The organism is Deltaproteobacteria bacterium, from assembly GCA_026712905.1.
Classification (GTDB): domain Bacteria; phylum Desulfobacterota; class Binatia; order UBA9968; family JAJDTQ01; genus JAJDTQ01.
Map to the genome: position 1 here is coordinate 18,015 of JAPOPM010000244.1, position 13,649 is coordinate 31,663.

The 13,649-nt window shown below is 66.7% G+C and carries 14 protein-coding genes; 4 read left to right on the plus strand and 10 right to left on the minus strand.

What is annotated here, in order from left to right; all coding sequences use genetic code 11:
* Nucleotides 1-146 precede the first annotated feature (146 nt).
* The 3 genes from OXF11_20810 (at nucleotide 147) to OXF11_20820 (ending at nucleotide 3,852) form a co-directional block, all read left to right on the plus strand.
* The gene (locus OXF11_20810; GenBank protein MCY4489529.1) at nucleotides 147-980 is read left to right on the plus strand and encodes an aspartate dehydrogenase; all 834 of its coding nucleotides are present in this window, start codon (nucleotides 147-149) and stop codon (nucleotides 978-980) included.
* 7 nt (nucleotides 981-987) lie between these two features.
* Nucleotides 988-2,583: a thiamine pyrophosphate-binding protein gene (locus tag OXF11_20815; GenBank protein MCY4489530.1), complete on the plus strand. Its 1,596-nt coding sequence runs from the start codon at nucleotides 988-990 to the stop codon at nucleotides 2,581-2,583.
* Nucleotides 2,584-2,655: 72 nt separating this feature from the next.
* The gene (locus OXF11_20820; protein MCY4489531.1) at nucleotides 2,656-3,852 is read left to right on the plus strand and encodes an MFS transporter; all 1,197 of its coding nucleotides are present in this window, start codon (nucleotides 2,656-2,658) and stop codon (nucleotides 3,850-3,852) included.
* A gap of 15 nt (nucleotides 3,853-3,867) precedes the next feature.
* Here the strand turns inward: OXF11_20820 and OXF11_20825 are convergent, their stop codons facing one another.
* The 10 genes from OXF11_20825 to OXF11_20870 all read right to left on the minus strand — a co-directional run bounded on the left by OXF11_20825 (nucleotide 3,868) and on the right by OXF11_20870 (nucleotide 13,061).
* Nucleotides 3,868-4,248, minus strand: a complete 381-nt coding sequence (locus OXF11_20825) for a RidA family protein (protein MCY4489532.1) — start codon at nucleotides 4,246-4,248, stop codon at nucleotides 3,868-3,870.
* A 24-nt stretch (nucleotides 4,249-4,272) separates the two neighbouring features.
* Nucleotides 4,273-5,535, minus strand: coding sequence for an MFS transporter (locus tag OXF11_20830; GenBank protein MCY4489533.1), 1,263 nt, complete (start codon nucleotides 5,533-5,535; stop codon nucleotides 4,273-4,275).
* Nucleotides 5,536-5,820: 285 nt separating this feature from the next.
* A complete protein-coding gene (locus OXF11_20835) occupies nucleotides 5,821-6,387 on the minus strand; it encodes a Spy/CpxP family protein refolding chaperone (GenBank protein MCY4489534.1) in 567 nt (188 codons plus the stop codon).
* 111 nt (nucleotides 6,388-6,498) lie between these two features.
* Nucleotides 6,499-6,951 carry a hypothetical protein gene (locus OXF11_20840; protein ID MCY4489535.1) on the minus strand — a complete coding sequence of 151 codons (453 nt, stop codon included), beginning with the start codon at nucleotides 6,949-6,951 and terminating at the stop codon, nucleotides 6,499-6,501.
* On the minus strand, nucleotides 6,948-7,406 hold the full coding sequence (locus tag OXF11_20845; protein MCY4489536.1) for a hypothetical protein: 459 nt from the start codon (nucleotides 7,404-7,406) through the stop codon (nucleotides 6,948-6,950). The genes OXF11_20840 and OXF11_20845 overlap by 4 nt, the downstream gene beginning before the upstream one ends.
* Complete coding sequence (locus OXF11_20850; GenBank protein ID MCY4489537.1) at nucleotides 7,403-8,068, minus strand: sigma-70 family RNA polymerase sigma factor; 666 nt, start codon at nucleotides 8,066-8,068, stop codon at nucleotides 7,403-7,405. The genes OXF11_20845 and OXF11_20850 overlap by 4 nt, the downstream gene beginning before the upstream one ends.
* 126 nt (nucleotides 8,069-8,194) lie before the next feature.
* The gene (locus OXF11_20855; GenBank protein ID MCY4489538.1) at nucleotides 8,195-9,220 is read right to left on the minus strand and encodes an LLM class flavin-dependent oxidoreductase; all 1,026 of its coding nucleotides are present in this window, start codon (nucleotides 9,218-9,220) and stop codon (nucleotides 8,195-8,197) included.
* A complete protein-coding gene (locus OXF11_20860) occupies nucleotides 9,220-11,148 on the minus strand; it encodes a TRAP transporter fused permease subunit (protein ID MCY4489539.1) in 1,929 nt (642 codons plus the stop codon). The genes OXF11_20855 and OXF11_20860 overlap by 1 nt, the downstream gene beginning before the upstream one ends.
* An 18-nt stretch (nucleotides 11,149-11,166) precedes the next feature.
* Nucleotides 11,167-12,150 carry a TAXI family TRAP transporter solute-binding subunit gene (locus OXF11_20865; GenBank protein ID MCY4489540.1) on the minus strand — a complete coding sequence of 328 codons (984 nt, stop codon included), beginning with the start codon at nucleotides 12,148-12,150 and terminating at the stop codon, nucleotides 11,167-11,169.
* A gap of 116 nt (nucleotides 12,151-12,266) precedes the next feature.
* Complete coding sequence (locus tag OXF11_20870; GenBank protein MCY4489541.1) at nucleotides 12,267-13,061, minus strand: MBL fold metallo-hydrolase; 795 nt, start codon at nucleotides 13,059-13,061, stop codon at nucleotides 12,267-12,269.
* A gap of 168 nt (nucleotides 13,062-13,229) precedes the next feature.
* Here OXF11_20870 and OXF11_20875 point away from each other — a divergent pair.
* On the plus strand, nucleotides 13,230-13,649 hold a 420-nt coding region (locus OXF11_20875; protein MCY4489542.1), incomplete at its 3' end, for a hypothetical protein.

The following is a 13,649-nucleotide window of genomic DNA, read 5'->3' on the forward strand; positions in this document are numbered from 1 at the left end:
ATGCTCCTGTAACATAATTGTGGAGGCCGTAACCATTGGCTCCAGCCGTGCCGCGCGCCGCCGTGGCCGCGGGTCGTGCGACCGTGGCATCATTGGGGAGCCCCCGGGCATGGCCGCAATGTTGAAACGGCGCCCTTGGTACTGGTATACGGCAGTCAGCATCGCCAGCAGGGAATCACTCTATGAAAACCATCGGCATCGTGGGCTGCGGCGCCATCGGCAAGGGGCTGTTGAGAGCGGCGGATTCGGGGGCGCTGGCCGCCGAGGTGTGCGTGACCAGCCGCACCGAGAGCGCGTGCCGCGATTTCCTCGGAGCCCTGGACGCGTCCGTGCCCTTTCTCACTCTCGATGAGCTCATCGCCCGCTCCGATATCGTGGTGGAGGCGGCCGGCGGCGCGGTGGTCCCGGAATTGTCGCGCCAGGTGTTCGATGCCGGCAAGGACCTGCTCGTCATCAGCGTCGGCGCGCTGCTGGATCATCCCGAGGTGATCGAACGGGCACGGCACACCGGCTGCCGCCTCTTGCTTCCGTCCGGCGCCATCGCCGCCCTGGACGGCATCAAGTCGGCGTGCGCCGGCGAGGTGGCGCACGTGACCATCACCACCCGGAAGCCACCACACGGGCTGGAGGGTGCGCCCTACCTGGTGGAGAACGGTATCTCGCTCGCCGGGCTGACCGAACCCAAGGAAATCTTTTCGGGCACCGCCCGGGAAGCCTGCCGGGCATTTCCCGCCAACGTCAACGTGTCCGCGGCGGTGAGTCTGGCGGGGCTGGGGCCGGACCGCACGCGGATCCGGATCCTGGCTGTGCCGGGCCTGGAGCGGAACTGTCACGACGTGGAGGCCGAGGGCGAATTCGGCCGGCTGACCATGCACATCGAGAACGTGCCCACCGAGAACCCGCGCACCGGACGGCTGACGGTGCTTTCCATGATCCGCTCCCTCCAGGATGCGCTGGACCCCGTGCGGGTAGGCACCTGAGACAACCATGACCAACGTCGAAACCATCGTGCGGATGCTGGAGCGGGCCGGGGTCCGCTGGGTCTTCGGTATTCCCAGCGGTCCGGTGCTGCCGCTCATCGAGGCCCTGGGACGAAGCCCCGTGGAATTCGTGTTGACGGCCAACGAGACCTCCGCCGGCTTCATGGCCACCACCGTGGGACAGCTTACCGGTGTCCCCGGCGCCTGCGCCGCCACCGTGGGACCCGGCGCCACCAACCTTACCACCGGGGTGGGCTGCGCCTGGCTCGACTGCGCGCCGGCGCTGGCCATTACCTGCAACGTACCGAGCCCGTGGCTCCAGCGCAGGATACAGATGCGCATCGACCACAACGCGCTTTTCCGGCCCCTCACCAAGGCGACCTTCGCCCTGCGCGCGGATGACGTCGGGGAGCGGATGGCCGAGGCGCTCGCCCTGGCCACCGCCGAGTTGCCCGGCCCCGTGCATCTGGACCTTCCCGAGGACGTGGGTACGGCGTCGTCCGCGGCCGAGGCACCCGCGCCGGTGGTCTCGCCGGCGTTGGCGGACGTGGCCGACGAGGCCCGCGCCGCCCTGTCCGCGGCGCTCGTCCGGAGCCGGCGGCCGCTGGTCATGACCGGCTTGACCTTCACCCGGTCCGATGCGGCGGACTCGTTGCTTCGCTTGATCGAGGAGCACCGCCTGCCTTTCGTCTCGACGCTCCACGCCAAGGGCTGCCTGCCGGAGAGCCATCCCCACTGGGGCGGGGTCATCGGCCGCGCGCGCCGCACGGACGTGCAGCGGCTCCTCGATCGCGCCGACCTGATCGTCGCGCTCGGGTACGATCCCATCGAGATCAACTACGAGGAGTGGGTGAGGGAGACCCCGGTGTTCCACCTGAGCACGATGCCCGCGGAGGTGGACCCGCGTGTCCGCTTCGTCTTCAACCGCGGCGGCAACCTGGATCAGGCCCTGCGGCGCCTGGAGGACCTTCCGCCCGTGGCCAACGATTGGACCGCCGAGGAACTGGCGGACCACCGCAGCCGTCTGGACCGGGAGCTCCGCCCCGACGACAGCGGATTCGCCGCGCATCACGTGCTCGACGCGTTGCGCGCTGCCCTTCCACGGGACGGCATCCTGGCCTACGACGTGGGCGCCCACACGCACCAGATCGCCACCCAGTGGCGCACGGACCTGCCGAAGACGCTGCTCGCCACCAACGGCTGGTCGTCCATGGGCTTCGGCATGCCCGCCGCCTACGCCGCCAGGATGGTGCACCCGGAGCGCGCGGTGGTGGGCGTGGTGGGCGACGGATGCTTCCAGATGACCGCGGGAGAGCTGGCGCTGGCGCGGCGGCGCAACCTCGCGGTCCCCATCATCGTCCTCAACGACGGCTGGCTCGGCCTCATGAAGGTCAAGCAGGAGCGCCGGGAGTTCCCCCTCTCCGGCGTGGAGTTGGGCTCCCGGGTGGACTCACCGCCCCATTACTTCGGCGTGCCCTGCCGAGGCGCCGAGAACCTCGAGGAGCTCAAGGCCGCGATCCAGTGGGGGCTCGACCTCGACGGCCCCAGCGTCATCGAAGCCTTCATCGACGTGGAGCCTTATTCCGCCACCGTCTTCGATTGACAAGGGCGGTTCGCGGAAGCGTGCCGGCGCTCCGCATTGTCAGGACCGGGGAAGCCCTGTAGGGTAGGGCGTATGGCCGCTCCGCAGCGTAACCGCGTCAACGTCTTCATCCTGGCCACCTGCCAGATGCTGTTCGGGGCCACCCGGACGCTGCTGATCGCCACCGCCCCGCTCATCGCCTACGGTATCGTGGAAAACAAGGGCTTGGCGACACTGCCGGCCGCGCTGGTAATCGTGGGCACGGCCCTGGCCACCATGCCGGCCTCCATGCTCATGCGCGCCACCGGCCGGCGCCTGGGGTTCATGATCGGCGCCTGCTTCGGCGCCCTCGGGGGCGGCATCGTCATCATCGGCATCGTGCGCGCCGACTTCTGGCTGCTGTGCCTCGGGACCCTCATTTACGGCTTCTTCGCCGCGTTCGGTCAATACTACCGGTTCGCCGCGGCCGATACCGCTCCTCCGGAGTTCCGGAGCAAGGCCATCTCATTGGTGCTGACCGGCGGCGTGATCGCCGCCGTGGTGGGCACGTCGCTGGCCATGGCGGGTCAGTTCATGATCCCGTCGGGCGAGTTCTTCGGTTCGTACCTGTTCCTAATCGCGCTGACGCTGCTGACCGTCCTGGTGCTGCTGTTCCTGGACATCCCCAACCTCACCCCGAGTGAGCGCTCCGCGCAGCAGCGTCCGCTGGCCGCCATCATGGCGCAGCCGATCTTCGTGGCGGCCACGCTGGCGGCCACCATGGGGCAGGGGGCCATGAACCTGTTGATGACCGCCACGCCCATCGCCATGACCCAGGCCGGTCATTCCTTCACGGCCACCGCGCTGGTGATCCAGTGGCACAGCATCGGCATGTTCGCGCCGGGCTTCGTCACCGGCTCCCTGATCAAGCGGTTCGGCGAGGTACGCATCATTCTCGTCGGCGTGGTGCTCCAGGTCATCTGTGTCGTGATCGGGCTCGCCGGCACCGGGGTAATCGAGTTCTGGTTCGCCATGCTGTTCCTGGGAGTCGGCTGGAACTTCGCCTTTACCGGCGGCACGTCGCTCCTGACCACGTCCTACACCCCGGCCGAGCGCAACAAGACACAGGGGGCCATGAGCTTCATCAACTACACCTTCGTGGCCCTGGTGTCGTTGTCGTCCGGCGCCCTGGTGCACTTCCTGGGTTGGCAGTGGGTGAACCTGAGCAGCATCCCCTTGCTGGTGGTCGCCACCGTGGCCACGGTCTGGTACGCCCTCGCACAGCCCAAACCCGCGGCGGCGGCGGCATGACCCGTCCACCGGCCGCTACAGCACGGCCACCACTTCTATCTGGAACAACACGGCCCCGCGGACCGGGGACTTGATGGCGTGCCGGGCGGGGCGGTCGTGCTCGTCGGGGAACATCTTGAGCCACGCCTTGTTGATGGAGTCGCGGTACTCTTCCTCTTTCAGGTAGACCGTCATGCGCACGATGTCGTCGGGACTGCCGCCCGCAAGCTCCATGAACTTGCGGATGTTGTCGAACAGCACCTCGGCCTGCCGGTCCGGGTCCGCGGGCATCTCACCGGTGGCACCGTCGCGCCCGGAGATGCCGGAAGAATAGACGACGTTGCCGACCTTCGCTCCCATGGGGATCGGAGCGTTGTGGGGTACGCCGGGAAGCTCGATGCTGACTCGCTTGGACATGGAGTGAATCCTTTCGTGTGTGGTTCATCCGGCGGCGGGGGTCGGTGGCTTCGCTGCTCTCGCCGTGACGACGAACAGGACGGCGGCGATCCCCATCACCACCAGCGTGCTGAGCCCCAGCGACCACTGGATGCCGATGTACGCTCCGGCAAAGCCTACGGTCACGCCGCTGAAGGTCCTTAGTCCCTGGGCGGCCATGTTGTAGAGCCCGATCAGGCGGCCGCGCAGGTGCGCCGGCGCCTCGAGTTGTACCAGCGTTTGCGCCATGGACAGGAACGCGAGGTTGAGGATGCCGGCGAGGAACAGGAAAACCAGCGACAGCGCGTACTGTGTGGAGACGGCAAAGGCGGTCATGGCGCAGCACCACAGCATGGCCAGGACGATGGCCGTGGTGGGGCGCGCCTTGAACAGGCCGCGTATCTCCAGCAGCAGTCCGCCGGTGACCGCGCCGGCGCCGTTGGCGGCGAACAACGCGGCGTAGCCGAGGCTCAGATCCTCCGCGCCGAGCGACAGGGCGAACGCGGGCATCAACGCCTGAAACGCGTTGCCCACGAAGAAGGCGTAGAACCCCACGAGCAGGATCATGCCCAGCAGGACCCGATTGCTGGAGGCGCCCCACAGCGCCGAAAGGGCGTCCGCCCAGGTTCCTTTCGTGGCCTCCCGCCCGGAGCCGTGCCCGGTATAGGGGACCAGCCGGCACCAGATCATCAGCGGCAGATAGATGAGCGCGTTGACCACCAGTGCCAGCGTGGGTCTCAGCAACCACAGGGTGGCGCCTCCCACGGCCGGGCCGAACAGGATCCCCAATTGCCGTCCTGTCGCCAGCAGCCGTATGCCGCTCTGAAGCGTCTCCGGCCCCACCACGTCGTAGATCATGAGCTGGCGCGCGGGGTTCCACAACGCGCCGGCCATGCCGTGCAGGATCAGCAGGACCACCGAGTGCCACATCTCCAGACGGCCCGTGTAGAACAGCAATGCCCAGGCGAGGCTCACGGAGATGAACAGGATCTGGGCCCACTCGATGATCCGCCGGCAGTCGATGCGGTCCGCGAGCGCACCGAAGTACCACGACAAGAACAGGGCGGGCATCCAATGGCTGATGACGGCGAAGCCCTGCAGGGTCTCGGAGCGAAACATCTGGTAGACGATGCCGTAACTGATGACGTGCTCGATGTTGTCGGCCATCATCGACAACATGTTGCCGACGAAGAACAATGCGAAGTCCCGGTTCCTAAGCGCGGCGAAGGCGGGCGGGGCCTCGGCGGGTGCAGGTGCGGGTGTGCTCATGGAGTGTGGCTGTGCTCGGGCTCGGGTGCGATGGCTGCCACTGTAGACAAGTTGTCGACACTTTGACAACTGGCCCTGGGAGGACGTTTCCCGCCGTACGCCTCTTACCGTCATTCCCGCGGAAGCGGGAATCCATGGGTGGGGTGGGGCGAAACGGTGTGTTTGCCCCGCTCCACCCCGCCTGGATTCCCGCTTCCGCGGGAATGACTTTCCGTTAAGTGGGCACGAACAAAAAAGCGGGCAGCCGCAAGGGCTGCCCGCTCCTCATTCAGAGCGATGGCCGTACTAGCGCCGGCCGCGGCCCTTGTGGCCTCCGCGGCCCTGCAACAGGCGCTTCAGCATACCGTCCGCCTTCGCGATCTGCTCGGGCGTCAGGATCTCCCGCACCGCCAACACGGCGTCGGTGCGCGCGCGCAGCAGGTCGCCCCGGACCTTGGCGATGGCGTCCACTTTGGCGCCGACCTCGGCCTTGTCCACGCTCTCGCCCGAAACCATCTGGCGCAGGTCGATGCCGGCGATGCGGGCGTCGGCGCGGAGAGCGATTTTCTTCTTGCGCGCGTCGGTGAACACGTCCTTGATCTTCTTGACCTGCTCGTCGGTGAGCTCCAACCGCTCGGTCATGCGCTTCATCATCCGGGCCTGGCCGCCGCGTCCGCGCCGCCCCTCATGGCCGCGCCGTCCTTCGCGTCCGCGCCAGTGCCGCCTGCCGCGCTCCTCGTCGCCATCGGCGCGGGCCACGCGCGGGCCGTCGCCCCGGCGTCCCTCGCCCTGCTGGCTCCAGGCGATGCCGCCGGAAAGGCCCGCCAGGAGCACGGGTACCATCAGAAATGCGGTGCGCTTACGATTCTTCATTGAGGTTCTCCTTGTTGGGTGATTGGCTCGATCCGGATCGCGATGTCAAGGATTAGACGCGCAGGGGTTCCGGGTCCGCCGCGGCGGTTGCCGAGGGCCGGGAGGGGGGCGCTAGTCGCTCCGGCGCCGCGATTCGAGCCGCGACATCCACCGCTCGCGCTTTTTCGCGCGTCGTTCACGGAAGTCGTCGGTGAGGTCCTGCAGCCTGCCCGCCTGGCTCTCGTCGAGGGACGGTACGATTCTCTTGTGGAACTCCATGATGATGCGGTCGGCATCCTCGTGAGAGCGGATCCGCGCCTGGTATAGGTCCCGGCGGGCCTGGCCGAGCAGCGGTCCGATCTCCGCCATCTGCCGTTCCGACAGATCGAGCTTTCGCTGCAGCATGCGCAAGTACCGTCCGCTGGAGGCGTGCTTCTTGCCGTCCCAGTGTTTCCCGGCTTCCCGGTTGTGACGCCACGGGTTGCCCCACAGCTCTCTCACGGGAAACACGTTGCCGATGACGGCACCGCCCATGAGTCCGAGCAGGAAGACTCCCACCACTGCGATCAAGGCTTTTCTCTTCATGGGTTCCGATCTCCCACCCACGCGATCAGGACCGCGTCGGGCTCGTCCGCGGACACGACGTCCTGGCCCGATACGCCCTCCAGCATGGTGACGGTGGCGGGCGTCCCCTCCAGGGGCTGCGCCAGCATGCCGCGCCAAAGACCGACGCCGCCGAGCAGCACCACCACCAGCGCAAAGGCCGGGGCGAGCCGGCGGCTGAACAGCAGGAGGGCGTCGCTCCATGACGCGCGCCGGTTCTCTTCCTCGCGGATACGGGCGATCACCCCGGGCCACGCGGGCCGTTGAGGGGACGGCGCCGGCGCGGCGGAGAAGAAACGCCGCCAGAGCCGTTCCTCCTCCAGGGTTCCGCGGCATGTGGCGCACGCACCGATGTGTGCCGCGTGTGCTTCGGGAAGATCCTCCGTCAGCTTCGCGCCGGCGGATTCCAGCCACCGCGTGAAATCATCACAGGTCACGAATCACCTCCCTGGCCTCCTGGACCCTGGCCGTCGCGCGGGCCGCCGAACAGTTCCGCCACATGGGGCGTGAGCATCTGCCGCAGGCGCGCGCGTCCCCGGGCGTGGCGCGACTTGACCGTGCCCAGGGAACAATCCAGGATACGGGCTACCTCCTGGTACGAATTCCCTTCCATGTCCTTCAGCGTCACGACGACGCGGAGCCGGTCGGGGAGTTGGGCCACCGTCCGGGCGACCACGCCGCTGACCGCGGCCTCGCGGGCTTCGTTCACTCCGTCGTCCGGCTGCTCGTCGCTGGCGAGCCGGTCGCGCAGACTGTCGACGGCGTCCTCGGAGGGCTCCGTATCCAGGGATACCTTCCCCGATTGCCGCTTGAGCTCGTCCCGGGCGCGGTTGATGGCGATGCGCGTGATCCAGGTACCGAAGGCCGCGTCTTCCCGGAACTTGCTCAGCGAGAAAAACGCCTTGACGAACACATCCTGGACGACGTCGTCCACATCCCCGTGGTCCGGTCCCAGGAACCGGCCGACGAGCCGGTGGATGCGCGCCTGGTGGCGCTCGACCAGAAGCCGGTAGGCGTCCGCGTCGCCGCCCCGGATTCGTCGCACCACGTCCCGTTCCGCATCTTCCAACGTCAGGCGATACGGCAGCGTCTCCGTCATCCTCAAACCGTCGTCCTCGCTTAACCGACCTTGACTTAATATTTAGACGGGATGGGGTTCCCTACGGCCGCCCGTGAAGCCGCGCGGCCGTTGCGGGGCCGAACGACGACAAGCCGAGCCGAAGTTTCAACCGGCGAAAGCGGGGAGGACGTCGCGCCCGAGCCGCCGCATCTGTTCCGGCTGATCCTTCGACGCGAGCACGAACTCCATGGTGCGGACGCCCACGGCGACGAACTCCTCCAGGCGCTCGATGCACTCCCCCGGGGTGCCGCAGATCACCCATCGGTCCACGCTCTCGTCGTCGAAGGGCATGCGGTGGTAGTTCTCCAGCATCCAGCGGGCCTCGGCGCGGGCGTTGCGCCGGTCCGCCGCCACGTTGATCCAGCAGTTCATGGCGGGATGGACCGCGCCCGCGGGCCGGCCGTATTGCCGCGTGGCGCTGTCGGAGATTCCCGCGTACCGCTCCGCGTACTCCGTTGGGCTCAGGTGGTTGGTCAACCAGCCGTCCCCCAGCCGCGCCACCCGATCGAACGGGCCGGTGTGCTTGCCGGCGTCGGCGGCCACGAAGTGTCCGTAGCGATAGTTCTCCACCTTCACCGGGTTATAGTGGCCGGCGGCGATCCAGATGGGGGGATGGGGCTGCTGCACCGGCTTGTATCCCAGCGAAACCTCCCGGTAGCGGTAGTGGCGCCCTTCGAAGTCCACGACGTCCCGCGTCCACAACGCTTTCAGCACCTCCAGGCACTCCTCGAAGACCTTGCCTCGGACCCGGCGGTCGAATCCGGCCACCTCGCATTCCTTGGAGAGCAGGTCCGGCGGCCCGGCCCCCGGTCCGACGCCCATGATGGTGCGGCCGTTCGAGACGATGTCCAGGGTGGCCCACTCCAGGGCCGCCAGCACCGGGTTGCGCATGTGCGGCTGGAGGATGCCCGTGGCCAGCTTGATGCGCTTGGTGCGCGCGGCGATGGCCGTGAGCGTCACGACGGGATCGTAGCGGGGCTTGGCCAGCAGGCTGTCGCCGACCCAGACGGAGTGGTACCCCAGTTCCTCCGCTTCCACGGCGAGGTCCAGCAGGGCCTCCATGGAGAAGTTCGGCAGGAATACCGAAGCGCGGTTGTTGGCGTAGAAGCCGAAGTTCAGGCGTGGAGCCATCAGCCCGTGGCGTTGGCCGTGGACATCCGCCGTACGACCGGCCGGGCCAGGCCGGCCGCGGCCAGGACGACGCCGATGATGTCGCTCATCGTGCCCGGGGCGATGAGCATGATGGCGGCAGCGAACACCACGATCCGCTCCACCACTTCGGTCCGGTCCTTGAAGTCGCCGACCAAGGCATAGGCACTGAGGATCACCCCCGCGGCCGCCGTTGCCGTGGTCAGAACGATATCCACGGGGTGGCCCCGCATCAGCAACGGCGTGCCGAAGACGAAGGCGTAGGGGAGGATATACACCGGCAACGAAATCAGCCCCGCGAAAAGACTCGTGCGCCAGAAGTCGCTGCCCGCGACGGTAGCCCCGGCGTAGGCGGCAAGGGCCACGGGCGGCGTTACCATGGACAGCATGCCGGAGAAAAAGATGAACAAGTGCGCGGCCATGGGCCACACGCCGACCTTGATCAGCACCGGCGCCACCATCAGCGCGAGAATGATGTACGCGATGCTGGTGGGCAGCCCCATGCCCAGGATCATGGAGGCGAACATGGTGAGGATCAGGATCAGCGTGAGGTCCCCGCCCGCCATGCCGATGACGAGGCCCGAGAAGCGCGTGGCCAGACCGGTCATCAGGATGGTGCCCATGATGATGCCGACGCATGCCACCGCGGTGCCGAGGGTGACGAAGTCCCGGCCGGTGCCCTCGAATACCTCGATGCCCTTCTTGACAGCGCTCCAGGCTCCGGCGGGGGCGGCTTTCGCGAACCCGCCCCGGTCCCGGAGAAACATGGAAATCGCGGCGATGCCCACCCCCAGCACCGCGATGACGGTCATCGCCCGCAGCACCGCCTGGACGGGTGACATGCGCAGGAGCAGCAGCACGATGAGCAGGCCGATGCCGGCGATGAACGTCAGCCCCTGGGGCTCGCGCACGACTTCCCGGATACTGGTCAGCTCACTCTTCGGCAACCCCGTCAGCCCGGAGCGCAGCGCGTAGAAGTAGACGCCCGCCAGCACGCCGATGAAGTACAACACCGCCGGGATGAGGGCGGCCTTGACGATCTGGAGATAGTCCACCGCCAGGAACTGCATCATCAGGAACGCCGCGGCCCCCATCACCGGCGGCATGAACTGGCCGCCGGTGGACGCGGCCGCCTCCACCGCTCCGGCCACGTGGGGCTGGAAGCCCACGCGTTTCATGAGCGGGATGGTGATGGAGCCCGTGACCATCACGTTGGCCACCGCGCTGCCGCTCACCGATCCCATCATGCCGCTGGAAACCACGGCCATCATGGCCGGGCCGCCGCGGTATCTTCCCACCAGGGAACGGGTGAACTCCATGATGAACGCCAGCGCCCCGGTGGCTTCCAGCAGCTTGCCGAACATCACGAACAGGAACACGAACTTGAAGGTAATGTAGGTGGCGACCCCGAAGACGCCGTTGCCGGACAGGTAGACGGTGGTGACGATGCGGTCCAGGTCAAAGCCGCCGTGTCCCCCCACCCACCGCGGCAGGTGCTGGCCGTAGAAGACGTACACCAGGAACACCGCCGCGGTGATGACCAGCGCCATGCCGACGATGCGCCGGGTGGCCTCGAGCACAACGATGACACAGATCACTCCCAGCACCAGGTCGGTCTGGGTAACCAGTCCCGACTTGAAGGCGATCTCCTCGTGCTCGATGAACACGTAGCCGAAGGTCGCCATACTGAGCGCCAGCCAGAAGAGGTCCACCGCCACCTGGAGGCGGCTCTCGCGTCCCGTCGCCTGCGTCAGGAAAACCAGGGCGAACAGAACGAGCAGGAAGAGGCTGCGTTCCTGAAGGGGAGGCAACGGACTGAAGGCGTTCCATACGGCGTACGCCGACAGTCCGATCGCCAGCAGCCGGGTGATGATCCGGCCTATGGCTTCCAGAGCCCTGCCTCCTTCCAATACATCACCGCTCCCGTCCTACTCTTTCCAGAGGCCGGCTTCCTTCCAGTAGCGCACGGCTCCCGGATGATAGGGGACCCCGATCTGGCTGGTCAGCACCGCCGGGTTGATCTGTGCGTACTTGAAGTAGCGCACGTCCTCCGCCAGCCTGTCCAGGTTCCCGTGAATCATCTTGAGAACCCGGTAGACCAGCTCCTCGTCGGCGTCCGCGCGGACCGTGAGAAAGGGACCGCCGATGTCGAAGGTCTCCACGGCCTTCTCGAAGGTGGGCGTGTTCGCGGGAATGGTTTGCCGCGTCATGTACGGGAACTGCTTGACCATCTTCTCCACCGCCTGAGGCTCCGGCGGCAGGTACCGCGCGCCCTTCTCGGCGTGCAGGCGCAACGCCGCGGGGATCGGGCTCAGCCCGGAGACCATGGTCGGCATGGCGACGATGTTGCCGTCGCCGAGCTGCGTGTAGAGGTCGCTCATTCCCGCGTACACGGGCTTGAAGTCCTTCTTGTAGGTCAGGCCGTGGGCCTTCATCAGGGGCACCATGAAGGCGTCCCAGGTCCGGCCGGTGCCCACGCCCACGCGTTGCCCCTTGAGGTCGGCGAACGAGTTGACGGAACTGCCGGGGAGCGTGTGAAGCGTGAAGGCGTTGGGGTAGAGCCCCATGACCAGGGCCAGGGGATGTTTCTTCTTGAACGTCAGGACGCCGTGGTACGCCGGGTACGAGTTGTTCGACGAGATGACGCCCATGAAGATCTGCTTGCGGTCGATAAGGCGTACGTTCTCGCGCGAGCCCTCGGTAACCGCCGCGGTGACCGGGATCTTCATCTTGTCTTCCAGCAGTTTGGCCACGCCGCCCGCCACAACGTAGAAGGCTCCGCCAATGCTGGCGCCGCCGATCTCCAGGCTCGACGGCATCTCGGCCGCGGTTGCCCGTTGCGGACCCGACGCCCACGCCATGGCCGCCACCGTGACCGCCACCAGCAACCCCTTGAGTCTCAAGCTTCTCATGAAAACCTCCTGAGTTGGTTGTTCCGTGGCGCACTGGTGACCGTTGACCACCAAGGCGCCGCCCGACGAATTCGCGTAAAATAGGATGGAACAACTACGCAGTCAAACGAAAAATCTCAGAACGGCCCCCCGCGATAGCCCATCACGACGATCTCGGTCTTGCGCGGCAGCGCCCCCTTGCTGATGATCAGGGTGCCCTCCGGCACGGTGCGCGTGGGGAAGCCCTCCGTGAAGATGCGCACACGTTCGAGATCGTCGCGGTAGTGCATGGGAATCGCGATCTTCGGCTTGAGCTGTTCAACCACGCCGCGGGCCGTCCAGGGCCCCATGGTGGTACGGCCGCCGATGGGCACCAGCGCCACGTCCACCTTGCCGAATTGCTTCAGTTGCTTGGCCGTGAGCCGGTGGGCAAGGTCTCCCAGGTGCGCGACGCACAGCCGGCCGAGATCGTAGACGAAGGCCGCGCCCTTGAAGAGGTCGCCGTCGGGACGGCTGACGTAGATGGGCACGCTGTAGATCAGCACGTCCTTGACGGTGGTGCGCACCTGGTTCCATTCGTACGCGTACGGGGTCTCCCGAAGGCCCCGGAGAATCAGCGGCCGGCCGCGCACGATGGGGATCCAGTTATGGTTCTGGTGCTCCCTGCCGATGGTGACAGCGTCCGCGGACACGTCCGGCGTGGGGTACCAGCCCGGCGCCAGCGGGTCCATGACCACGCGCGTGCCGCGGCTCGTGACGAGCTGGAAAAAGCTGTGGCCGAAGTAGTTCAGGGTAGCGTCCGGCGCGGCGGCGTAGGCGGGCCGGACGAAACGGCTGGCGAAACTCTCCTCCTTGCAGGCGGCGAAGAGCGCGCCGTGGCAGAACACGACGAGCAGGGTCAACGAAACGCAAACGGGGCGCGTTCTAAGCATCGTTTCAAGCCTTTGCGACTGCCGGGAACGCGCCATCTTCGCGCACTACTATCCGTTTGACAAGGCGCGTACCGTGCCCTACAAGTGGCCTTGCATGCAGGGCGGGGTGTCCGTCCGTGCGCAAGTGCAACGGCTGCTGGAGCCAAACCCGAGAGGAGGACCATCGGTATGAAGGCACTACACTGGACAGTCGCGATTCTCTTGTTGTGCGCATCGAGTGCATGGGGTCAGAGCGCCGTTCTGAAGAAGCTGGCCAATTACTCAGGTTCGGCCGAGAACTACGAGAAGATGCTTCACGAGGGCGCCAAGAAGGAAGGCAAGGTGGTCTGGTACACGTCGCTCAGCGGCAAGTCCTACAAGACCATACAGTCGAATTTCGCCAAGAAATATCCCGACGTGAAGATCGAGGTCTATCGGGCGGGGAGCAAGGATATTGCATCCAAGGTTCTCGCCGAGGCCAAGGCCAAGAAATACCTTGTGGACGGGATCGAGAGCACCCCGGGCGTGCTGCAGTTGTTCCGTGAGAGGAACATCATCCACCCCTACACCAGCCCGGAGCACAAGAGATGGCCGGACGAGCACCAGACC